General features: G+C 43.0%; 21 protein-coding genes. 14 read left to right on the forward strand and 7 right to left on the reverse strand.

Features of this window, described 5'->3' with window-relative positions; translation table 11 throughout:
- Positions 1 to 2 precede the first annotated feature (2 nt).
- The 4 genes from SPIRS_RS01885 (at position 3) to SPIRS_RS01900 (ending at position 4,165) form a co-directional block, all read left to right on the forward strand.
- Positions 3 to 1,031, forward strand: a complete 1,029-nt coding sequence (locus SPIRS_RS01885) for a Gfo/Idh/MocA family protein (protein ID WP_013252993.1) — start codon at positions 3 to 5, stop codon at positions 1,029 to 1,031.
- Positions 1,032 to 1,046: 15 nt separating this feature from the next.
- Entirely contained in the window at positions 1,047 to 2,411 is a 1,365-nt protein-coding gene (locus SPIRS_RS01890; protein ID WP_013252994.1) for an ABC transporter substrate-binding protein, read from the forward strand.
- A 90-nt stretch (positions 2,412 to 2,501) separates the two neighbouring features.
- On the forward strand, positions 2,502 to 3,356 hold the full coding sequence (locus tag SPIRS_RS01895; protein WP_245537674.1) for a carbohydrate ABC transporter permease: 855 nt from the start codon (positions 2,502 to 2,504) through the stop codon (positions 3,354 to 3,356).
- Positions 3,353 to 4,165: a carbohydrate ABC transporter permease gene (locus SPIRS_RS01900; protein ID WP_013252996.1), complete on the forward strand. Its 813-nt coding sequence runs from the start codon at positions 3,353 to 3,355 to the stop codon at positions 4,163 to 4,165. The genes SPIRS_RS01895 and SPIRS_RS01900 overlap by 4 nt, the downstream gene beginning before the upstream one ends.
- Here SPIRS_RS01900 and SPIRS_RS01905 read toward each other — a convergent pair whose 3' ends face one another.
- Both SPIRS_RS01905 and SPIRS_RS01910 read right to left on the reverse strand, forming a co-directional pair.
- The gene (locus SPIRS_RS01905; protein WP_013252997.1) at positions 4,166 to 4,843 is read right to left on the reverse strand and encodes a response regulator transcription factor; all 678 of its coding nucleotides are present in this window, start codon (positions 4,841 to 4,843) and stop codon (positions 4,166 to 4,168) included.
- Positions 4,827 to 6,116, reverse strand: coding sequence for a sensor histidine kinase (locus SPIRS_RS01910; protein WP_013252998.1), 1,290 nt, complete (start codon positions 6,114 to 6,116; stop codon positions 4,827 to 4,829). The genes SPIRS_RS01905 and SPIRS_RS01910 overlap by 17 nt, the downstream gene beginning before the upstream one ends.
- A gap of 194 nt (positions 6,117 to 6,310) precedes the next feature.
- Between SPIRS_RS01910 and SPIRS_RS01915 the strand changes: the two genes are divergently transcribed.
- The 3 genes from SPIRS_RS01915 to SPIRS_RS01925 all read left to right on the forward strand — a co-directional run bounded on the left by SPIRS_RS01915 (position 6,311) and on the right by SPIRS_RS01925 (position 10,717).
- On the forward strand, positions 6,311 to 7,624 hold the full coding sequence (locus SPIRS_RS01915) for an amidohydrolase family protein (RefSeq protein ID WP_013252999.1): 1,314 nt from the start codon (positions 6,311 to 6,313) through the stop codon (positions 7,622 to 7,624).
- Between the two features lie 15 nt (positions 7,625 to 7,639).
- Positions 7,640 to 10,147 carry an FAD-dependent oxidoreductase gene (locus SPIRS_RS01920; protein WP_049784570.1) on the forward strand — a complete coding sequence of 836 codons (2,508 nt, stop codon included), beginning with the start codon at positions 7,640 to 7,642 and terminating at the stop codon, positions 10,145 to 10,147.
- Positions 10,148 to 10,282: 135 nt separating this feature from the next.
- Positions 10,283 to 10,717 (forward strand): hypothetical protein, encoded by a 435-nt coding sequence (locus SPIRS_RS01925; RefSeq protein WP_013253001.1) that lies wholly within the window; start codon positions 10,283 to 10,285, stop codon positions 10,715 to 10,717.
- A 380-nt stretch (positions 10,718 to 11,097) separates the two neighbouring features.
- Here SPIRS_RS01925 and SPIRS_RS01930 read toward each other — a convergent pair whose 3' ends face one another.
- From SPIRS_RS01930 to SPIRS_RS01940, 3 genes are all read right to left on the reverse strand, one after another.
- Positions 11,098 to 12,255, reverse strand: coding sequence for an iron-containing alcohol dehydrogenase (locus SPIRS_RS01930; RefSeq protein WP_013253002.1), 1,158 nt, complete (start codon positions 12,253 to 12,255; stop codon positions 11,098 to 11,100).
- Positions 12,256 to 12,440: 185 nt separating this feature from the next.
- The gene (locus tag SPIRS_RS01935; protein WP_013253003.1) at positions 12,441 to 13,049 is read right to left on the reverse strand and encodes a TetR/AcrR family transcriptional regulator; all 609 of its coding nucleotides are present in this window, start codon (positions 13,047 to 13,049) and stop codon (positions 12,441 to 12,443) included.
- Entirely contained in the window at positions 13,049 to 13,924 is an 876-nt protein-coding gene (locus SPIRS_RS01940) for an SDR family NAD(P)-dependent oxidoreductase (protein WP_013253004.1), read from the reverse strand. Before SPIRS_RS01940 ends, SPIRS_RS01935 begins: the two co-directional genes overlap by 1 nt.
- 129 nt (positions 13,925 to 14,053) lie before the next feature.
- On the opposite strand from SPIRS_RS01940, the gene SPIRS_RS01945 reads away from it, so the two are divergent.
- Positions 14,054 to 14,857, forward strand: coding sequence for an SDR family NAD(P)-dependent oxidoreductase (locus tag SPIRS_RS01945; RefSeq protein ID WP_013253005.1), 804 nt, complete (start codon positions 14,054 to 14,056; stop codon positions 14,855 to 14,857).
- A gap of 32 nt (positions 14,858 to 14,889) precedes the next feature.
- On the opposite strand, the gene SPIRS_RS22810 is transcribed toward SPIRS_RS01945, so the two are convergent.
- Both SPIRS_RS22810 and SPIRS_RS21685 read right to left on the reverse strand, forming a co-directional pair.
- Complete coding sequence (locus SPIRS_RS22810) at positions 14,890 to 15,249, reverse strand: tyrosine-type recombinase/integrase (protein ID WP_041865946.1); 360 nt, start codon at positions 15,247 to 15,249, stop codon at positions 14,890 to 14,892.
- Entirely contained in the window at positions 15,231 to 16,007 is a 777-nt protein-coding gene (locus SPIRS_RS21685) for a site-specific integrase (RefSeq protein WP_049784571.1), read from the reverse strand. Before SPIRS_RS21685 ends, SPIRS_RS22810 begins: the two co-directional genes overlap by 19 nt.
- Positions 16,008 to 16,586: 579 nt before the next feature.
- Here SPIRS_RS21685 and SPIRS_RS01960 point away from each other — a divergent pair.
- From SPIRS_RS01960 to SPIRS_RS01985, 6 genes are all read left to right on the forward strand, one after another.
- The gene (locus SPIRS_RS01960; RefSeq protein WP_013253006.1) at positions 16,587 to 17,315 is read left to right on the forward strand and encodes a hypothetical protein; all 729 of its coding nucleotides are present in this window, start codon (positions 16,587 to 16,589) and stop codon (positions 17,313 to 17,315) included.
- Positions 17,312 to 17,746 (forward strand): hypothetical protein, encoded by a 435-nt coding sequence (locus SPIRS_RS01965; RefSeq protein WP_013253007.1) that lies wholly within the window; start codon positions 17,312 to 17,314, stop codon positions 17,744 to 17,746. Before SPIRS_RS01960 ends, SPIRS_RS01965 begins: the two co-directional genes overlap by 4 nt.
- A 190-nt stretch (positions 17,747 to 17,936) precedes the next feature.
- Positions 17,937 to 18,620 carry an NERD domain-containing protein gene (locus tag SPIRS_RS01970; protein WP_013253008.1) on the forward strand — a complete coding sequence of 228 codons (684 nt, stop codon included), beginning with the start codon at positions 17,937 to 17,939 and terminating at the stop codon, positions 18,618 to 18,620.
- Positions 18,617 to 19,180: a hypothetical protein gene (locus SPIRS_RS01975; RefSeq protein ID WP_013253009.1), complete on the forward strand. Its 564-nt coding sequence runs from the start codon at positions 18,617 to 18,619 to the stop codon at positions 19,178 to 19,180. Before SPIRS_RS01970 ends, SPIRS_RS01975 begins: the two co-directional genes overlap by 4 nt.
- A 199-nt stretch (positions 19,181 to 19,379) precedes the next feature.
- Positions 19,380 to 21,011 (forward strand): ATP-binding protein, encoded by a 1,632-nt coding sequence (locus SPIRS_RS01980; protein ID WP_013253010.1) that lies wholly within the window; start codon positions 19,380 to 19,382, stop codon positions 21,009 to 21,011.
- A gap of 194 nt (positions 21,012 to 21,205) precedes the next feature.
- Positions 21,206 to 22,132 carry a PDDEXK-like family protein gene (locus SPIRS_RS01985; RefSeq protein ID WP_013253011.1) on the forward strand — a complete coding sequence of 309 codons (927 nt, stop codon included), beginning with the start codon at positions 21,206 to 21,208 and terminating at the stop codon, positions 22,130 to 22,132.
- Positions 22,133 to 22,513 lie beyond the last annotated feature (381 nt).

Consider the following 22,513-nt stretch of genomic DNA (forward strand, 5'->3'; position numbering starts at 1 on the left):
CCATGACAATCAATCCTTTACGGTGGGGAATTATCGGAGCGGGTACTTGGGGTAAAACCCATGCGGACATCGTTTCTCACCATCTTTTAGCCGATCTGGTAGCTATAGCCGATCTTGACCCGCAACGTGCAGAACGCCTGGCTTCCGAACATGGGGTGGCTGCCTATGGTGACTATCGTGAAATGCTGGAAAAAGAGGAGCTTGACGCGGTAAGCATTGTAACTCCCGATTTTGCCCATGCTGAGCCTTTTATTGCATGTTGCGAGGCAGGAAAGCATGTCCTGTTGGAAAAGCCTTTGGCGACGAATCACAAGGACTTGGCAAGAATGAAAGAGGCTCATGCAAAATCCGGTATCAGATGTATGGTGGATTATCACAACAGGTGGAATCCTCCAATCGCATTGGCATACCAGGATATTCAGGAGGGGAAGATCGGTGATATTGTTTCCATGTATTACCGACTCAACGACACGATTTTCGTACCCACAGAGATGCTGAAGTGGTCGGAGCAATCATCCATTCTCTGGTTTCTTGGGTCACATTCGGTGGATACCCTGCGTTTCTTTTGCGGCAGTGAAGTTGATACGGTGTATGCCCTTTCCCGCTCGATGGTTTTGAAGAAGCGGGGAATAGACATACCGGACATATATCAGACGATCATGACCTTTAAAAACGGCGTTGTCGCTACCATGGAAAACGGCTGGATAACCCCGAACACGCATCCCCACTGGAACGACATCAAGGTAAATGTGACCGGAACCAAGGGGATGTTCAACATGGATTTGACTAACAACCAGTCCATTGAACGCTATCTGGAGGACGCAAGTGACCATCCTGATACGGTTATCAAGCCGATATTACATGGGAAACCTACCGGCTTCTCATATGAGAGCATTATCGATTTTATCGAGAAAATCTATTACGAAAAACCATTTTTAGTCGACTTTCAGGATGCCTACAATGTCAGCAAGGTGATTCTTTCGATTTTCGAATCGGTGAAAGAACATAAGATCGTTACGGTCGAATATTAAAACAGGAGGAACTGTATGAAAAGGAGTAATGTTTGGAAGAAAATTGTTCTGCTATGTTTTTTGCTGATATTTGCAGCAACGGGAACAATCTTCGCCGGCGGTAGCAGCGAAACGCTTACGGAATCTGACGATCCGTACATCAATGCTGTCAGGGAAAAGTTACAGGGAACGACCATTACCATTGCCAGTATGTCGCATACTTCCAGCAATGCAATGAGGGAAATGGTAGACGAATTTACTGCCGAAACAGGCATTAAGGTTCGTTGGGACATCATGGAAGAGGGGCTGCTACGCGAAAAGATCCTTATGGATCATCATGCGGGAACCGGAACCTACGATGTTCTTTTTCTTGATGCATTCAATTTATCGCAGTATTCGGCCGTGGATGTCATGATTGATCTTAAACCGCTTATTAATGACAGTGCGTTGACTCCGTCGTGGTTTGATTATGAAGATATTCTTCCCGCCTATCGGGATGGTGTCGGCTCTTACGGCGGGGTTGCATACGGAATCCCTGTTGCAGGAGAAAGCCGGTTTTTGGCATACAGAAAGGATCTCTTTGACAAGTACGGCAAAACCCCTCCTGCAACGACAGATGAACTTCTTGAAACCGCAAAATTCTTTAACGAAGAGGTGGATGGTGTCTATGGCATCGCAATGAGGGCCCAGAAAGGTATCCACTTCGCCAGCGGCTGGATGACGCTCATGTACTCGATGGGCGGGCAATTTCTGGATCAGAAAACCTGGGATGTTTTGGTGGATAGTCCGGCAACGGTTGATTCACTGAAGTACTATGTAGAACTTATGCAGCAGGGACCTCCGGATATCTCCGTATACACCCATGAAGAGGCCATCAGTGCTTTCATGGCGGGAAAGACGGCCATGTGGATAGATGCAACCGCCATTGCCTCCTGGATTCTCGATCCTTCCAAGTCGACTATTACCGACAAAGTAGAATTTGCTCCCCTTCCCGCAGGTCCTGCCGGAGCCTATGCACCGCTGGCAGGATGGAGTGCGGGCATATCGAGCGATGTTTCGGATACCCAGAAAGAGGCGGCCTGGGCCTTTATCGTATGGATGACCGGGAAAAAGCATAGTCTGGAATATGTTCATAACGGCGGGGTTATCGTCAGAGAATCCTTGCTGACCAACGGTGAACTGGTAGCGAAAGATAAATCCTTACCAGCACAGCTACTAACCATGAAAGAAGCTGCCAACCTGGTCAAAGACGGCATCATCTGGATCCCTCCACATCCGAAGGCGATTAAAGTTCTCGAAATTGTTGGGAACTATGGAAACGATGTCCTGAGCGGCATCTCGACCCCGGAGAAGGCCATGGAGAAGGCTCAGACTGAAGTGGAAATGATCATGAATGAATAGGGCGATTCGGTCCCCGAAATTTTCGGGGACCTTCTTATCTATCTTGGGTATAAAGGAATTGGAATGATGCTGTTTAAGCAACGAGAATACTTGAAGTATCTGCTGCCGGCTTTAATCGTCTTGGCGTTGATCAATATTTTCCCTACCTTTTTTTTGTATATCATCAGCCTTACGAATTATGATATTTCTCAGAGGGTTGAGGATCTTTCTTTTGTCGGACTCGAAAATTATCGCTATCTGTTTTCGATTGATAAAGATTTCTGGAAATCGATATATATTACACTTACCTATACGTTTGTGAGTGTTACTGTCGAATTGGTTCTTGGTTCGGCTATTGCTTTATTATTTGATGCCAATACCCGGTTTCGAAAACTGAAATTATCTCTTTTTATCATTCCCATGATTGCGACTCCCTCTATCATTGCGCTGATGTGGAAGCTGATTTTGAATGCGGAATATGGGGTTCTGAATACCTTTCTCAGGTGGATGGGATGTGCAGGGCGAAACTGGCTAAGTACCGATTTTGCCCTTGTTTCGCTTATCCTCATCGACATCTGGCAATGGACACCGTACGTGACACTTATGATATATTCCGGTTTGCAAACTGTTCCGCAGGAACCGCTGGAGGCAGCAGATGTCGACGGTGCGTCTTGGTTCCAGAAACTTGTATGGATTGTTCTTCCTCATATCAGCACCATTGTTTCCATTACGCTCTTACTCAAACTGATTGAGAATCTCAAAAGCTTTGATATCGTTTATAACCTCACCCAGGGGGGGCCGGGGAATGCCACCGAGCTACTTAGCCTTCATGTTTTCCGATTGGGCTTTAAGCAGACGCATTGGTTAGGTCGCGCTAGTGCCTGTGCCGTTATTTTGTTGCTCATTATCATTCCAATTGTTTCAAACTTGGCAAAAAAAATTAGTTATTCGAGAGAATCTGCATGAAGAGAAAAACATCACCAATTATTCCCGTTGTTACGTGGATCATTATTCTTGCTGCACTTGCCCCGGTTTTATGGATGCTGTTGATTTCCTTTAAACAACGCGTCGATATTATCAGTTTCTCGGTTTTGTTCAAACCCACACTGGAAAACTACAAAACCGTGTTCCAGAAGTATGATTTTCTGCGTTTTATCCTGAATAGTACTATCGTCGTCGTGGCGACAACTGCAATTTCTGTGTTTCTGGGGACACTTGCCGCATATGGGCTGGCCCGGTTTCAATTTAAGAAAAAGGAATCGTTGGCGTTTGGAATCCTTTCTCTTAGAATGCTTCCTCCAATGGCGGTTGTCATTCCCTTCTTTATCATGGCCCGTTATACCCACCTTCTGGATACGCAGCTGCTCCTGATTATTGTCTATTTGGGGTTCAATATCCCCTTCACCATATGGATGATGAGGGGATTTATCGAAGATGTGTCCTTGTCTATCGAAGAATCGGCATGGCTTGACGGATGTACACGTTTGGAAGGCTTCTGCAAAGTGGTATTCCCATCAATTTTTCCGGGCTTAGCTGCCACATCCATTTTCTGTTTTATCCAAAGCTGGAATGAATTTGCTTTAGCATTTTTCCTAACCAGTTTTAATTCTCGGACGGTTCCTACGATAGTCAACAGCTTCATTTCGGTGCTGGGGGTTTTATGGGGAGAAATGGCGGCTGTCGGTGTTGTCTCGATCCTTCCGATTGTCATTTTTACCATGTTTGTTCAGAAATATCTGGTAAAGGGCCTAACGATGGGGGCCATCAAAGGATAATTATAGTTGGTCGATATTGGCATCAAGGGCCTTTTTGATTGCGGCATGACGATTATCTACTTCCATTGCCTCATAGATTCGGCTTGTATAGTTTTTCACCGTCTGTTCTGCAAGGTAGAGCCGGTTTCCGATCTCCTTATTTGTGTATCCCTGGCAGATCAGCAGAAGTAGAGCCCGTTCCTTGGCGCGTAGGGAGAGGAACCAAGAGGGTAGCGGTTCTTTGTTCAGCATGTTTGTCTTTGTTTGTTCCCACACCTTCTGCCGAGCCAATTTTCCAGCAATGGAAGGAGACATCTGGAATATACCGTTTTTCAGGGCCATGATGGATGTAATCAGCTCGTTGGGTGGAATGGTCTTAATGATATAACCGATGGCGCCATTCTGAATGGCATGGAGAATATATTCGTCGTCATCGAAGGTTGTCAGCATCATGATCTTTATGTCTGAAAATCGTTCATGGATGATTTTGGTTGCTTCCACTCCATCCAGAATAGGCATTCTGACATCCATCAAAATGATATCCGGAGCGGTTGATGCCGCAAGGGCAACGGCCTCTTCCCCGTTTTGAGCCAAGCCGACAACATCGAATTCTTTCGCTTTCAGTTTCAAAATATTTGACAGGCTTTCGCGAAAGAGTGTCTGGTCATCCGCCAGCACCAGTTTAATACGATCCGACATCTGATTGCCCCTCTTTGTATGGAATTTCTATATGCAATTCAAACAAATCTTTTTTTGCTTTGATGGTGAGCGTTCCTTTCAACATTCGTAAACGCTCTCGCATACCGGAGATACCCAAACCTTCTTCGTAGTGAATCGACCCTTGTCCGTTGTCCCTGATAATAAGAAACAACGAATCTATGCTTTTTGTTAATAGAAAGACGATGTTCTTTGCCCTCCCATGATAAAGGGAGTTGGTAAGTCCCTCCTGCGAAATCCTGAGTAAAGCATAACTAACATGATACGGCAAGACAGACGGAAAGTTTGACGGGAACACCTCTATGCTTATGCCCGTTGCTAAGGAAAAGGTCTCTGTCAGTTTGATGAGGTCCCTGATAAAAGAGCTCTTTCGTTTTTGCTGAGAACGATAGTTGAGCAATATTTTTCTGACATCCTGATGCGCATTCTTTGCGTGATCCCTGGTTTTGACAATCAAGGTCAGAAGTGCACTCTCATCCTTTTGCTTGTAGCGGGCGATTGCTTCTTCCATCATTATTGTAGTGTTAACCATGGTATAACCAATGATGTCGTGAAGTTCCCGGGTCATACGCAACCGCTCTTTTTCCGCAGATACCTCTTCCATGCTCAGGGTGTACTCCTGAATGGAACGATTAGCATTGGTGAGCAGGCCGGCAGTTTCCTCCAGCTGCCTGTTTTTTTGTCTCAGTTCGATATTATTACTGATGATATCTTTGATAAAGAACATAATGAGAGAGACAAGGAGCAGAACAATTTCGGATATGGTCAGAATTCGCCCTTTGGCTGCTTCGACCGTATAGCCTAAAAAGCGAAGCTTGAATTGGAATAGGCTAAAGGCCAGAAGAATAAAAGGGACTTTTATCCATGCCACTTGGCTATTGGTCATGATGATCATGGTGATAAGTGCACAACTGAGGATCATCTCAATAGTGAGATCCTGCCCCATCGGTAGGCCAATGAGTACTAGTGAAACGAATTGTATCAACTCGGAAAAGAGCAGGCGGGAACTTTTCTGTAGATAGAAGAAAATCTGGGATATGGAAGCACAAAATGATACGGCCATTAACAGGAGAAATTGCCATCGAAAGGCAACCCAAAGCGAAGCACTATGAGATTGTATACTCCCGTAGTAAAGGGTCGAAGCAAAATGCAGAAGTAGCGAATTACAGAACAAAAAGAGAGCGATAGTGCTGGCATATGGCAGAGAATGTACTTTGATGGCTATTCGTCTGTGGATCATCTGATGTTCTGTCATAGAAGATTTCACGCATTATATCATATATCTATAAGGCATTTCTTTTGATTCCTGATTTTTCCGAAACCACCAGGATTCGTAACACTACATGTGAGCTAAATCTTTCTTCTAAGTTCGTACTATTTTACTTGTGAAACCGGTTTCAAGGAGCTATAATCATTCAGGACAATCACAATGACACAAGAGGGGTAACCATGGCCAATACTGTTATCAAAGGTGGCTTTTTGATGCTCGAGGAAGGCATTCGAAAGGCGTGGGGTGTACGGGTGGAAGGACATACCATCGTGCAGGTCGGACCCAACGAAAGCCTGACCGTTTCTGCTGGAGACAAATATATCGATGCGACCGACAAGCTTATTGCTCCGGGCTTTATTAACGGCCACATGCATATGTATGGTGTGCTTTCCCACGGTATCAGTGCCGATGCGGTAGTTACCGACTTTACCAGCTTTCTCGAGGATTTCTGGTGGCCCTATGTAGAGAACAGGATTGACCATCGTCTGGTGGAAATCACAACGAAGTGGGCCTGTGTGGAAATGATCAAAAGCGGTATCACCACCTTCATGGAGGTTCTGGAAGGGCCCAATTCGGTTCCCGGTGCTCTGGATATTGAGAAACGTGTTGTGGAGTCGGCAGGCCTTCGAGGCATCCTCAGCTTTGAGGCATGTGAGCGAATAAGTCCCGAGAATGGACAGGTCGGTCTAAAGGAAAATATTGATTTTGCCAGGAACAATAATAAAGCGGGAAGCCTGGTGCAGGGGATGATTTCCATTCACACCCTGTTCACCGCTGGCAAAGAGTACATCATGCAGGCCAAAAAGGCGGCGGATGAACTGGGTTGCGGCATCCATATGCATCTTTCCGAAAGCGTGTACGAACCCAATTGGGTCATGGAGAAATACGGTAAGCGTCCCGTTGAATTGTACGATGAGTGGGGCTATCTCGGGCCTCACGTCCTTGCAAGCCAGGGTGTGCAAATGAGCCCGAAAGAGATCGACATTCTTGCCGAACGGGGGGTACGCGTGGTTCATATGCCCCTTTCGAATTGCGAGGTCGGCGGTGGCGTGGCCCCGATTCCGCGTTACCTGGAAAAAGGGGTGACCACCGGTCTCGGTACGGACGGTTATGTTAATAATTTTTTCGAGGTGATGCGAGGGGCCTTTCTCATCCACAAGGCCTATCATCAGGATCCTCAGGTGATGCCTGCCGCGGCCGTCTATGACACTGCCACTGCCCAAGGTGCAAGGGCGATGGGTAGAGACGATATCGGGACCATCAAAGAGGGGGCTCTGGCCGATATCATCACCATCGGTCTGGATACACCGACACCGATCAATGAGAAAAATGTGTACGATCAACTGATCCTTTTCCGAAACCCCGAGGATGTCTGTGAGGTTATGGTCAACGGCGTTCTTCTCAAAGAACAGGGAAAACTGCTTACCCTTGATGAGGCGGCGATCAAAGACGAACTGCGCGAGGCAACCGAGACGTTTTGGACCTTTTCATAACATCGTGGAGGAAAGATGATGATTAATATCAAAGAATTGAAGGGTGCCGATATCAGCTGTGAGCTTTGCGGCATCAGGATGCAAAGTCCCTTTATTCTCTCATCCGGTCCACTCTCCTATGCGGCCGAGGGCCTGATCGAGGCTCACAAGGCAGGGGCAGGCGCCGTGGTGACAAAAACCATCCGTCTTAATGCGGCGATCAATCCGACTCCCCATATAGGAATCGTGAACGAGGATTCGCTGATCAACTGTGAAAAATGGGCGGACTCCCCTCCCGAGGTGTGGTTTGAGCGGGAAATTCCGATGACCAAGGCCGCGGGGGCGGTTGTTATTGCCAGCATCGGTCATACCCTTCCCGAAGCGGAGGCTCTGGTCAAACGGGCGGAAGCCGCCGGAGCCGATATGATCGAGCTTGTCAGTTACACTGAAGATACCTTGCTTCCCATGCTTGTTGCCACAAAAGAGCGGGTTTCCATTCCTGTCATCTGTAAACTAAGCGGGAATTGGCCCGATCCTGTCGGTACTGCCAGGAAGTGCCTTGAAAAGGGGGCAGACGCTATTTCTGCCATTGACTCTCTCGGACCGACCCTGAAGATCGACATCCAAAACGCCCGGCCCGAAATGAATAGCGCCGACGGCTACGGCTGGCTTTCCGGAGCTGCCATGCGTCCGGTTGCCATGCGTATTGTATCGGAGATTGCGCGAAACGGCTGTAGTCAGCTTGTCGGTATCGGCGGTATCGGCAAGGCCGAGGACGCCGTGGAATACGTAATGGCCGGTGCCCAGGCCTTAGGCATCTGCTCCAGTCTGATCATCCACGGAATGGATTACCTCAACAAGCTTTGTCATGACCTTTCGGTTTTGCTTGACCAGCTTGGCTACGCATCCCTTGCCAAGGCGAAGGGTATCGCACTGCCCAATTTTCCCACTGCCGAGCGAGTAGCGAAGCTTGAATTCTCCTATGAGCCCTACTATGCAAAGTGCCAGGCAGCCTGTCCTGCCGGGGTTGATGTTCCGCTCTATCTGGATATGGTTCGGAAAGGTAACTATGTGCAGGCGTATGAAACCATCAGCGTTACCAATCCCTTTCCCGGAATCTGCGGCAGGGTCTGTGATCATCCCTGCGAGGGCAGTTGCCGACGTTCCCTTTTCGATGATCCATTGCAGATTCGTCTCATCAAGCGGCTTGCCGCGGACAAAACCTATGAAAGCTTCGGAGACAAACTGCCGCTTCCCGAGATGCTTCCGAAGAACGGGAAAAAACTTGCCGTTATCGGCGCCGGGCCTGCAGGACTCACCGCTGCCTACTATCTTGCCAGGATCGGCTACAGCGTAACGATCTTTGAATCCCTTCCCATGGCAGGGGGGATGCTGGCCGTCGGTATACCCGAGTTCCGACTTCCCAAGAATATCCTCAAACTGGAGGTCGATCGGGTCATCCGAATGGGTGTGGAGATCAGAACCGGTATTACCATCGGTAGGGATCTTTCCATAGAGGAGCTAACACAGCAGGGCTACGAGCGAGTGCTCATTGCCACCGGGGCCCACGGAGATCCTGCGGTCGAGATTCCCGGCATGGATAAAGAGGGTGTCGTCTCCGGCGTCCGTTTCCTGCGGGATCTTGCGCTCGGCCGTTTCACCAGCCTTTCGGGCAGAAAGGTTGCGGTGATCGGAGGTGGAAACGCTGCGGTGGATGCGGCACGATCCGCCTTGAGAATCGGTGCAGCATCGGTAACCCTCCTGTATCGCAGGGAACGGGAAGATATGCCCGCCTACGAGGAGGAGATCAGCGAGGCCGAAAAAGAGGGGGTGCGCTATATCTTCCTTGCAGGCCCAGAGAGCATAGAGGGTAACGGCAAGGCTGCGGCCTTTCGCTACACCCCCATGAGTCTTGGAGAAATCGATGAATCGGGACGTCGTAAGCCCGTCCCCTCCGGAGCTCCGTCGCAAAGCATCGATGCCGACTTTGTCGTTATTGCAACCGGGCAGCGTGTCGATACCGATTTTCTTCCGCCCCTTGCCGATAGCTCGACCGGCAAGACAAAAAGCGATGGTATCTATGCTGCCGGAGACTGCACCAGTGAGACCGCATCCGTGATCGAGGCCATCGCAGCCGGCCGGAGAAGCGCCCAGGCGATACATCAAAGCCTCGGCGGAGCAGGTTCGGTTATGGAGACCAAAAGCCAACATCGAAGCTACTTCATCGAGGTGACCGATGTGGGCAGTGCAAAAGAAGAGAGCCCCATGCTTCCCGTCTCTGAGCGCCTGTCAGGTTTCCCTGAGGTTGAGACCGGCCTCAGCGAGGATGCCGCTCGAAGAGAGGCCGCCCGCTGCATGCATTGCGGCTGCATCAATTGTCTGCGTTGTGTCGCCGTCTGCCCCTACAACGCAAGAACCCTCGATTTTCCGATCATGAGCGTGGATCGAGAACTTTGCCGCAATTGCGGCGCCTGTGTCTCGGTTTGCCCCACCGGTGCCCTCACCGCAACGGTAGTGGACGAACTCGCAGAATCACGAATCTGATTCTCGATTTCGCAATTGATATACTCACTTTCCTTTTCGGCCGGAAGCAAAATCCTCCAGCTTCCGGCCGTTTTTCTTTCCTCTTCCCGTGTTACACTATCGAGTATCTAAATCAAACCTATATGAGGAGAATATATGAAACGCTTACCGCTCCTTTTTCTGTTGATGCTTATTTCCGTCTCCACGCTCTTTGCTTCCAAAGAGCTTGATGCCAAGGTCGGAGATTTTTTTCAGGCCCTGAAACAGGAAAAGTATGAAGAAGGGATTACCAATTTGCTTGCCGGTTCATTGCTGGAAGAGAAAGTCGTGAATGTGACCCAAACACGTAACAACTGGATCGCCCAGTTTAGCCAGATCAAGTCGCTCTACGGAGACTACCTTGCCTGGGACAAGGTCTCCACCGTCAGCCTCGGAGGGCTTGAGGAAACAACCTATTTTGTCTACTGCAGAGACTATCCGATTAAAATCGTCATCACCGAATACGACAACGGTATGGACCGCAAGATTATCAACATGTTCTTCGACGATCAGATCCTCGATACACTCAGAGATCACGGGAGCTATTTTTAATTTTATTGGGGGGGAAGTCTCCCCCCTCGTTTCAGCCGCGCCGCTCCTGCCGTCGCGGAGCGGCGGCGCAACGCTATCGCTTCCCGGCTCCGTCCCCTCCGCCGGGCGCCGCCTCGCGTCTTCCACTCCCCCCTACTGTTCCGAATATTGGTGATATATTTGCTGTATCTTCTTTCCTCTGTACCATTTGTCCGGTGGCAATAGAAAAAAAAGAGGTGATTGCGTACATGCCTATGGGTAAATGAGATAGGAGGTATGTATCACCAATATTCGGAACACTATACAAAAGGAACGGGCCCGGGTGCAGAGGAGGGTCTGTGCTGGGGTCCGGGTCCGTTCCTGGAAAAGCCTTACTTACAAGCTATAGCAGATATGCTCCGCTATGCCTTCTTCCATTCTCCGTAGTAGGCAGCCTGGTAGATCGCCTTAATATCGGCAATCGAAGGTGCGCCGGGATTGGTAAGGGTGCAGGGATCGTTATAGGCGTTCTCACTCATACGATCCAGAACCGCTTTGAATTTTTCTTCGTTGAAGTCTACTTCATTACAACTTGCAAAACTTGCTGGAATATCAAGAACCCTGTTCAGCCGCCTGATTTCATTTTCAAGGTTGTCGACCTTCAACGCCTTTTCCGCCAGTGCGTACTTATCCGTCGATTTTTTATTGAATTCGATGATCCAGGGCATCAGAATAGCATTGGCAAGACCGTGGGTGACACCGAACTCTCCTCCGATCTTGTGCGCTAAAGAGTGTACCAGGCCGAGGGATGCGTTGGTGAAGGCCATGCCTGCCAGGGTGGATGCGTTGTGCATGTGGTAGCGAGCTTCCATATCGTTACCGTTTTTGTAGGCTTTGGGAAGCCATTCTGCCACCAGGGTGATTGCTTCGAGCGCGTAAGGGTCGGTAAAGCTGGTGGATGCGGTTGATACCAACGCTTCGGTAGCGTGTGCCATAACATCCATGCCGGTGTTTGCGGTGATATGAGCCGGCATCTTTGCGGGAAGAGCCGGATCAAGGATCGCTATATCGGGAACCATTTCCGGAGAGACAAGGGGATATTTGATGTGGTTATCGGTATCCGTAATAACGGAAAACGCCGTGATTTCCGATGCTGTGCCACTTGTCGAGGGAATGGCGGCAAAATGTGCCTTTGTTCTGAGTTTTGGCATGGTAAGTGGGGTAACAATGTCTTCAAAGGTAAGTTCGGGATGTTCGTAGAAGCACCACATCACCTTTGCCGCATCCAGGGCGGAACCTCCGCCGATGGCCACGATCCAATCGGGCTGGAAAGCGATCATCGCTTCGGCGCCTTCCTTTACCGTTTTGACCGAAGGGTTTGGTTCAACTCCGTCTATCACGGCTGTTTTCATGCCCGCTTTTTCGAGGATATTTTTTGCCTGATCAAGAAAGCCGAACCGTTTCATTGAGCTTCCGCCGGTTACCAGCATCGCCTTTTTCCCTTCCAGCTCTCCAAGTTTATCCAGGGCCTTCTCGCCATATACAATCGTCCTTGGAACCGAATAGTTCATGACTGCCATAACGTGCCTCCTTGGTATCGTTATCTAATTACCGATATAAATATATCGATAGATAATAAAACAGTCAATCCTTTTGCGAAAATTATGGCCGAATTGGGGCAATAAGGTGTGGAGAATAATCAATCTTCAGCTTTCGAGGTGTCTGACCACCAATATTCGGGACACTATCTGCTAGGCTTTGCCCTTTACGGCTGCGAAGCAGGAAAGAGGGTCCATATCAAGTTCTCAACATACGCATCCCTTGTCGCCTTATCAGACAGTTTCACATTGCTAAAGGGCTCCAACAGCTTCGGCATCAATCCCGGATATATCATGGTTGCGCTGGTGAGATAGACAAGTTTCGTTCGCACCTCTTGTTGTGTATAGGAATTGCTGCTTGCCAAGATTTCTGTTTCGAGTGCGGAAAGAAATGCATTTATGTGTTCTACTCCCGGAGTTTCGTAGTTCCCTTCGATGAAGGGCTCATAAAAATGGGCCCGGCTGATGCCTGGAAATTTGAGGGCTCCTTCTATCAGAAAGGAGAAAATATGAGTAAGGCGTTCCTGCACCGGTTTCCCGACGGAATCACTGAAATCGTTTAGATCAAAAGCATTTTCAAGTGTCCGCTCCATTGCCACTTGCAGGAGATGCTCTTTGCTTCGAAAGTAGTAGCTGATGGCGGCGCTATTGACTCCTGCTCTCTGAGCGATTCTTCGTATTGTGGCTCCGTGGATGCCAAAGGTTTCGATACATTCGATGGTGGCAAGAATAATCTGTTCCTCATTCTCTGCCCGTGTGTCCTGTTGTGTCTTCATCAATCAGGCTCCTTTTCCTGTTCTATGCCGCACATGCGTTCCGAGATTTGCCACAATCGTTCTGCCGCCGTTTGGTTGAGTGCCAAGGGATCTGGAGCAAGTGGCATGTTATTCCGCCAATAAAGCTGTCCGCTGTTATAAACGGTAGGATCTGTTGCAAGAAATACCGATGTTTCCGCACCTTCTCTAGGCGGACGGCCTTGCGCCATCCTGACTCTCCACACCAACTTTGCCAAGCCACCACTTGATTTTAAGCCAATTTCGGTGCGAACCAGGCCAGGATCGGCCACAAAGGCTTGTATGCCGGTTCTTGCCGCATATCGTCTGTTGAACTCTGCGGAAAAAAGCACATTGGCGAGCTTTGTTTGTTTATAGGCACGAAGCCCGCTGTAATGTTTGCGGAGCTGGATATCGTTCCAACGAAGATGGGTGTGGCGGTGTGAGGCGGAGCTCACACTTATTATTCTGGGCTCAGAGGCCTTTGAGAGTGCCGGGAGCAATGCAAGGGTGAGAAGGAAGTGGGCAAGATAGTTCACTGCAAATTGTAACTCTATGCCATCCTCTGTTTGTATAAACCAGTTGGAAAAGGTTCCTGCATTGTTGATCAAAACATCAAGTGCTCCCCGATCCCCATTCTGCGCCATCATCAGCATAATCTCTTTTGCCGCTTTTTTGACCTGCGTCAAGGAAGAAAGATCGGTAACGGAAAATTCACAACCGGATGCACCGGCCTTTTCTATCGCAGCCTTTGCCTGGGCGCAGCGTTCTTCGGATCTTCCTATGCCGATTATGTACCACCCCTGTTGTGCAAGAGCCTGTGCCGTGGCCAAGCCGATTCCCGATGTTGCTCCCGTTATTACCGCAGTTTTATTCATACATCACCTCGCGTATATTTCATCATATCCCGGATGGGTTTTGTAGTCAATCAATTGATTAAAACATATGATTGACATTTTCCTATTAATCAAATAATTTAATCATATGATTAAATTAAGGAGTCATATATGATTTCTGTTTTTCTGACGGGAGCTACGGGCGGACTTGGTAAAGCTTTTGCTGTGGAATGCGCTTGCCGGGGGTGGAATCTATTTCTTACCGATAGGCAGACAGCGTCTTTAAGGATACTTGCCGAATCACTGCAACGCCAATTTTCTTGTAGTGTTGAGTATTACCCCTGTGACTTGACCGATACGAGATCACGGGAGGAACTATATCATTATATAAAGGGTGAGGGGCTCCAATTCAACATGTTAATCAATGTGGCTGGGCTGGATTATGAAGGCCCCTTTCTCGAACGCAGCGGAAGCGAGGTTAGAAATCTTTTGCGCCTCAATATCGAATCATCACTTGAAACAACAGCAGAGCTGTTTCGGTTGCGAGAAGAGGGCAAGCCTTTTCGAATTATCACCGTGGCAAGCTTGGCTGCGTTTTACCCAATGCCGATTAAAGCGATGTATGCTGCTTCGAAGCGTTTCCTCCTTAATTTCTTTGTGGCATTCCGAGAGGAGATTCGTGATGCGGGAGGTTCTGTGACAATTCTCTGCCCCGCTGGGATGCCTACACGGCCGGATCTCATCGATTCTATTGAATCGCAGGGGATCATGGGGCGGATAACTACCCGGAATGTGGGAATGGTGGCCTCAAAAACCATCGATTCGGCCTTAAGAAACCGGCTCATATATATTCCTGGAAGGATCAATAACGTGCTTCGCTCTTTGGGCCTGCTTATGCCAATGCAACTTGTGGCTGCGGTGATTGGTTCCCGTTGGAAAAACCGCCGTGCAAAGCGCAACATGGCGTTCTTATAGAGCCTGTTTTTCTGTGACCCCGTGACTACCTGTCAGAAGTCGAGGGGGTTTATGACGCTCAATTTATTCTTTTCTGCTATATGGGTGTAGATCATTGTCGTAGATACATCTGAGTGCCCCATCAATTCTTGTATCGATCGAATATCATAGCCATGTTCTATAAGATGTGTTGCAAAACTGTGGCGCAGGGTGTGAACGCTCGCATGCTTTTGTATTCCTGCACGGTCCAATGCCTTTTTGAAACTTCCCTGGAGTGTAGACGAGTAGATATGATGCCTGCGTACTATTCCACTCATAGGATCGATGGAAAGCTTTGGGGACGGAAAAAGCCAAAACCACTTCCACTCTTTTCCTGCAAGCGGGTATTTCTGCTCTAAGGCAAAAGGCAGCATGACCCCATTTCGATGTTCTGCCCGATCATCCTCATAGAGGAAATGATTCTACACATAAGTTTGTGCAGGGCTGGGAGACACAAAAGTGCAGCATCGATTTCCTTTTTCGATAGTACGACGGGAAGCCGTTGTGGGATTTTGGAAGCGACTGTTCCGCTTAGGTCTTCAATGGGAATTGCTAAAACGTAACGATAGAAATAGAGGAGGGCATTAAATGCTTGCCGTTGTGTTGCTACTGCAACTTTTCGATCGACAGCCAGATACGAGAGATACTTTTTAACATGTTGCTCTGTCAGTTTATCGGGCATTAGGCGAGTCCACTGGGCAAACCGCTCAACCCATCCAAGATAAGTTTTTTCAGTAGCGTAGGATTTGTGTTGAATCCTGAGGCTTTGTCGCATTATCCTGGTTGCTTCGTCCCACAGGCGTATAACCGATGATGCTTTTTGTGCCTGAGGTTTGGGATCTTCTGTATTTTTGACTTTTGCTTTATATGGGAGAGTCGGTTTATACGGAGTATCGTGTGTTGGGAGTTTACCTGTAAAGCGTAAGTAAAGATAGACCGCTTCCTTTGCCTGTAGAATCTGCCATGGTTCAAAACGGGCGGAAAGCATTGAAAGATAATCCGCTACAGAACCAGAAGGCCGACCTTTTTTGAAGGCATGATACTTTGCTACCCAGTTTTGCAAATATGTTGCCTTTTTCTCATTGTAGCGTAGCCTTTCTGTAAGGTAACTATAAAAACTGTTATCTTGCATGATTTCTAACAGTATAAACGCAGAAATCTCCTGAACTATTCAACATTGGAAGTACTATTGTTGATATCCAGATGAATTGGAGGACTGTATGTAAATTCTGGAAGCACTATCTACTGTTCGGAATCCTGGTGATTGAAAGGAGACAATTTCTTCTCTCGCCGTCAATTGAAAGTTAAACCATGGGAGAAAGTATGCACCGGCATAAAAGAAAGGTGTCTACTTCCTAAACGGCATGTGCACCACCAGGATTCCGAACAGTAAGTAAAGTTTACCTATTTCATGAAAAATTTGCAGAAAAGGCAAAAGTTAGTGTAAAGTATATGACAGCTGGTTTTGGGGCAGCTATTAGACAATATGTAATCAATGTTCCCACTGGCATCATGGCGCTGGGACTAAACTGGTGTGGCCGGTTATGCTCACTGGGTATATCTCTATTGTGTAGCACGTTATGACCATTGTTGATAAGAATAATGTATGTATGAGGAAGTTATATGGCCATAGGTAATGTGCTAAGCGGTTTATGCGGAAGAAGAGAGAAGGTATTATGTTATATACATATTGGAATAAAAGGAGATAAAAATGCCTATTGTAAATCGCGATAATATCAGTAAGTTGACTTGTGGAATAAGATATGAAAAGACTTTTCGCATTAGTGATATTGCTGGAAGCTTATTTGATACGGTCCTCCATCATAGATCATCCCCATTCGGAACAGAATTTTTCCCCCGTTATCAAGAGCTGAATAGTCAGGATAGAGCATTGATTAACTCTGAGAGGGGATACTATTTTCGGATAACTACTAGCGATGTAATATTCCAGTATACACTACATCCTGAAAAACAGGATCTATCCGATGAAATAGAATGGTTTAAAAATGATGCAAGCCAATTTATCATTAATGAAATTCTAGAAAAGAACAGCATTAAGAATATAATGAGATTTGGGTTCATGATAACTCATGAGATTGATGGAGAGAATTTAGGCGGCAATGTACTTGATCAGCTGACAAATGGAGAGATAAGGAATGCTGATCAATTTACTTTCCGATTCGGTAACAAAGATACTACTAAGGAAGCATTGATCCGGAGAGACGTCAATGACTATATAAATAAAATAACTACTATAAAGCAAATAACTGAATCAAAGTATGAAGTAACTCTCGATTTTCAATATTATTTCTCACCAGAACTCACGAGCATAAAAGACTGGAACACTGAATCTTTTTATACGAAAGCCTTCTATTCCTTAGATAATAGTTTTTATGACATGATAAATCCTTTAGTTAGTAAATTAGTGGAAACTGTATGAGCGATCCAAGAAAATCACATGTTTCAAAATCGCGTTGGGAAAAAGAACAGTATGTCAATATGTTGAAGTCACAACACGCCGAAGACCCAACTTTTGAATTTCATGAAACTGAATCCACAAATTCTGTAGTAGTTGATGAAGCTGGTAGCAGTTCAATTGCTAGGCCAGAATTAAAAAATTATGAGCCAGATAATAAAAGATTAAACAAGGAGATTCTATATGGAATAATAGTTTTTGGAATTACTTCCTTATTATTTTTATTTGGAATGTCTTTGAATCGAGAGATTGGAGTCTTGGACGAACGAACCAATACGACAAAAGATAGTATTGAGACTGTTGAGATTAATGTAAAACAAATGAATGAACAGATGAAAGAGATGGCAATTGAACAGGAAGTAATTAAAAGAATATTTGAAACGACGGCAAAATAGTATATAACCAGCAATTGGAGCGGACGTGGCTATTGTCATGGTTTGTGCTACTGGTTCCAGGAATAGGTTAGATTGAAAAGTAACAATGCGAGTTGAATTGGTGATATACTGTTGGTTGGTAGCAGCACAAACGCATGCCAACTTAACGCCACGCAGCTCAATTGGATGTTATGTTGATAGGAGTTAAATTTTGATAGAAGCAATCCTTAATAAAAAGATTAGGCAAAACAAAAGATACTGGGAAGATGTTATTTTTTCATCTGTATTTGGTATGCTTAAATATTTGAACAAGGGAATCCTTTATGATGTACTAAAGAACGCTAAAACTCTAAATGAGAAAGAAAATAAATTTTATTATTTAAAAGATCAACTTAATTTTATTGATAGTGATAATATCAATTATGAATTCTGGAAACATCTACAGCTAAAGGATTGTAAAAGATGTGAACCTGATTTGATTATAGAGGGCCCCAATTCAATTGTATGTATTGAAGCAAAGTATAAATCAGGTAAGAGTAGTAAAAAAGATAATAGTAATGTTCCTAATGATCAATTAGCAAAAGAATATGATAATCTTTCATATTACAAAGGGAAAAAACAACTATATTTAATATATTTAACTAGTAGTCTTAGATATCCAATAGAAGATATAAAAGAATCAATAGATGAATATAATAATAAAAGAAAATTACCAATAACAATATATTGGTTAAATTGGAATAAAATATACTGTCAATTAGATAAATGCAGACATAATAAAAGAATAATTGATGATATTTGTTTAGTTTTAGAATATTTTTATTTAGATTACTTTACTCATTTCAAAATAAGTTCTGATAAAGAATATAAAAGAATAGACTGGAGGTTTAGATGAATGATGTTATAGGAATTGTTGAGAATATTGAACAGATGAAATCGATACTGATGAGTTTGAAAAAGATGACAAAATATATAATCAATGATTTTGAAGAAAAGAATTGGGAGTTATTAGAAGAAAAATATATTTCCGATTGTATGCCAAATAAGAGAAAAGCAAATTATGAAGAACAATTTGATTTACTATTTAGTATGCCAACTGAATTATTTCACGTATTCAAATATAGAAGTAGAAATAAAAAGTTTTTTCCATTTATTAATATATTTTTGAATAGTATTAACAATATTAATCAACCAGTTGTTATATATGGAAAATTCATACCTAAAGATAAAGTTAAAAAGGATAAATATTGGGAAGAATTTCAGTATGATGCTTCAAAATTAATATTAAATAACGCAATAGAGAAAACAAGTGGTGGGATAATTCTGGTAGATGACTTAACAGAAGAAGAAAAGAATGAATTTTATTATATTAAAAAAATAGAGTATAGAATAATTAATCTATTTGAAGTAGATAATGAAATTCTGAGTAAATTGATAAAAGAAATAACAACATAACAAGCAATTGGAGCAGACGTGGCTACTGTCATGGTTTGTGCTTGAGATTGGGTGAAGCAGAGCTTGATTTGAAAATGAAAACTCAGATTTGTGAAAGATATGGTATAATGCATGAAGGAAAGAGCACAAACACATGCCAGTGAACGCCACGCAGCTCAATTGGATGTTATGTTTCAAATGGTTCACTTAATGAGGGCAGATGGAAATAATTGAAAAATTCATAGATGAAATAACAGCTCATTTAGATATTAAGAAATTTCTTCATATAAATATGGAAATGAGTAATCAGTACCATTTTCATAATTCAATTAATGAGAATAACTACGATTATATTTTAAAAAACAATATTTATAGCTTTGAAAAAGATGAGCTCTCAAGAAATTATGATCTAATATTTGGAGTACTACCATTTGGTATTAAGGATTTTAAACAATATCAAAAATATAAAATACCAGTTAATTATGATGTAATAATCAATACATTGGAAAAATTAGAGAAAAATGGTCTTGGTATATATACCGTTGAACCTTCTTTCTTTTGGTCTACTAGGGGTAAAGTCTTTATTGATCTACTTGAAGAGAAATCTTATTTTATAAATTTCTGTATTGAAGCGCCAAAGGGAATAATACCATATACAAATATTCGACCTTATTTAATAGGTCTTAGCAAAGAGAAAACAGAACTGTTTATAGGTTCACTTAATGAACTCAATAATGTCAGTGTTTTAATTGATAATTATTTTAATAATAAAAGTTCAAATAATATAGATTTTGGAAAACTCGTCGATATAAATGATTTTACAAGTATATCAAATGAAGAGGTTAAAAAAGAGGAGCAGATTTTACTTCAACATTACAAGAATGTAGAATTTAAAGTAGTCAAAGATATAATTAAAAGCATCACCCCTGTCAAAGATTCAGAGGATTTTAGTAATAGCGAAAATGAAATTTATATAACAAAGCAAGGAAATCTACCAAGTAAAATAAATCATAAGAACTTCAGTAATCTATTAAAGATAGATGTAAATCATAATTTAATTAATCCTAAATACCTTGAAATATATTTCAGATCTAGTCTTGGACAGATTTCATTAAAGTCAATACAACTTGGATCTTCAATCCCTTATATAAGAAGAACTGATTTACTTAAAATCAAGATACCAGTACCACCTCTCATAGAGCAAAGTGATATTGTAGAAGTTAATGAGAAGTTAAATGAATTAAAAGAAAGAATTGCAAGCCTTGAAAACGAGTTTTCTTTAAATCTATCAAGTTCAAAATTTATTTCTGAAAAAATAGAGACTACATTAAATCAAATTAGTCATGATTCTATAAATGACAGAATTATTCATTGTTTAAAAACTGGCGAAAATAAGAATATTGAATATAAAGAATCATTTTCTCTTAATGTAAAAGAAAAAGAGAAAAACCCTAGAAAAGATAAAGCAATTGAATTATCTGCATTGAAAACTATTGTTGGTTTCTTAAATTCTAATGGAGGCTATTTACTTATTGGTGTAGATGATAATGCTACAATTTTTGGTATTGAGGATGAACTAAAAATGTTATTCAAAAATAATAATGATTCCTATCTTCTATATATAAAGGACAAGATAAAAAATAAAATAGGAGTAGAATTCTTTCAATACATTAATTACCAAATTACAGATTTTAATGGCACCAAATTATTATTTATAGAAGTTGATAAATCTCCATTGCCTTGTTGCTATGAGAAAAAGGATTTTTATTTACGATTAAATCCAGCAACTGAAAAATTAGAAGGGAAAGAACTTATCGAATATATATTTAGAAGGTTTCAAAATGAAACATAACAATCGAATGAACCAGATTTTCCTATGTCAAGAATCCTGCTTATCTGCATCGCAGGCAGGATTCTCGCCATGTACGGAAAACTGGTTATTCGGGCGTTATGTTGATACAGTGATGTCCCAGATAGTAAACGGGGATAATATAATGGTAACTTGATTATTTTTACTGTGTGCAATAACTAAAAATAGAGGAACATATGAAAACTATTGAGTTGTTTTTTCGAAATCTTTCTGAGAAAAAGTACAAAGAATCAGATTTTTCGGATATTATTGCATCGTTATGCAATGCAAGTGAATCTTTTACAAGAATTTTTATAGATTATTTATTCGATAATAAATATCATGAGGTTAAAGGTTTATCCGTGTACAGAGAATTTACTTCTGAAGATAAGAAGAGTACGATAGATTTCAAGATTGAAGATGAAAATGGTTGTATTGTTTGTCTTATAGAAAATAAAATAAACGATAAAGATGATCATTTTGAAAAGTATATGAAAAGTTTTAGGAATGAAATAGGATTTATTGCCAATTACAAAATTGAAAATAAGAAAGACCATTACAAATACTCAAAGACATGGCCTGGGTTTTATAAGTATATCGAAGAGAAATTAGACAATTTTAACGATTGCGACCGTTTGTTAATAAATGGATTCAGAAAATATATACAAGGGGTGTGTGGAATAATGAACGATATAGAAAAATTTAACTTGTCGGATATAGGATCTCTTGAAGATCTACATTCTTATTTAAGATCATTAGTGCAACAAAAAGATGGCTGCAAAATTAATACAAATAAGAAATCAATTACTGAATACCGGCATGGAATTGATTTTGAATATAAAAACACCGAATTGTGGTTTGGTGTTTACACTGCAAGTTATTCTAAAAATCTTCATATAGGTTTTAAAGCTGAATCTAATATAAATCTTACAGAAAAATTCAAAAAAGCTTTGTTAGAAGAGGGGGAATATTACGTTCAACCATATTATGAAGAAAATGGCAATGAGTGCTGGTTCGAGTTAAAAGATGAATATTATGAAACCTTAGTTAATGATAAAGTCCCTACAAAGCTAAAACTTGAAATAATAAAGAACTTTTTTGATGAGGCATTGTCTTTAATATAATGAATAGACATCTATACTATCTAAAACAGGTATCTGTTGGAATGCATTTTATAAGAGAGTAATGAACTTTGGATGCTTTCTTCGTGTAGATTTTTGCATTACTGTTCTATTTTTCTAAATAAACTTGTCGCGATTCTGGTATATAAAATTCGGATAATCGATCATGAAAATAAAAAGGGGAAGACTTATCATACTATGAATGTATGGTTTAAAAAGATTATAGAACGTAGTTATAAGCGAAAATCTGCAAAATAGGTTTCTGAGCAACTGTTATACAATAGGTATAAAGACATAGATGATCGAAAAATGAGATTTGCTGTAGATTGGATAAGAATGAGTATAGAAAAAATATGCTAAACACATTGCTACACATTTTTGAAT

This window comes from Sediminispirochaeta smaragdinae DSM 11293, assembly GCF_000143985.1.
In the GTDB taxonomy this organism is placed as follows: Bacteria; Spirochaetota; Spirochaetia; order DSM-16054; family Sediminispirochaetaceae; genus Sediminispirochaeta; species Sediminispirochaeta smaragdinae.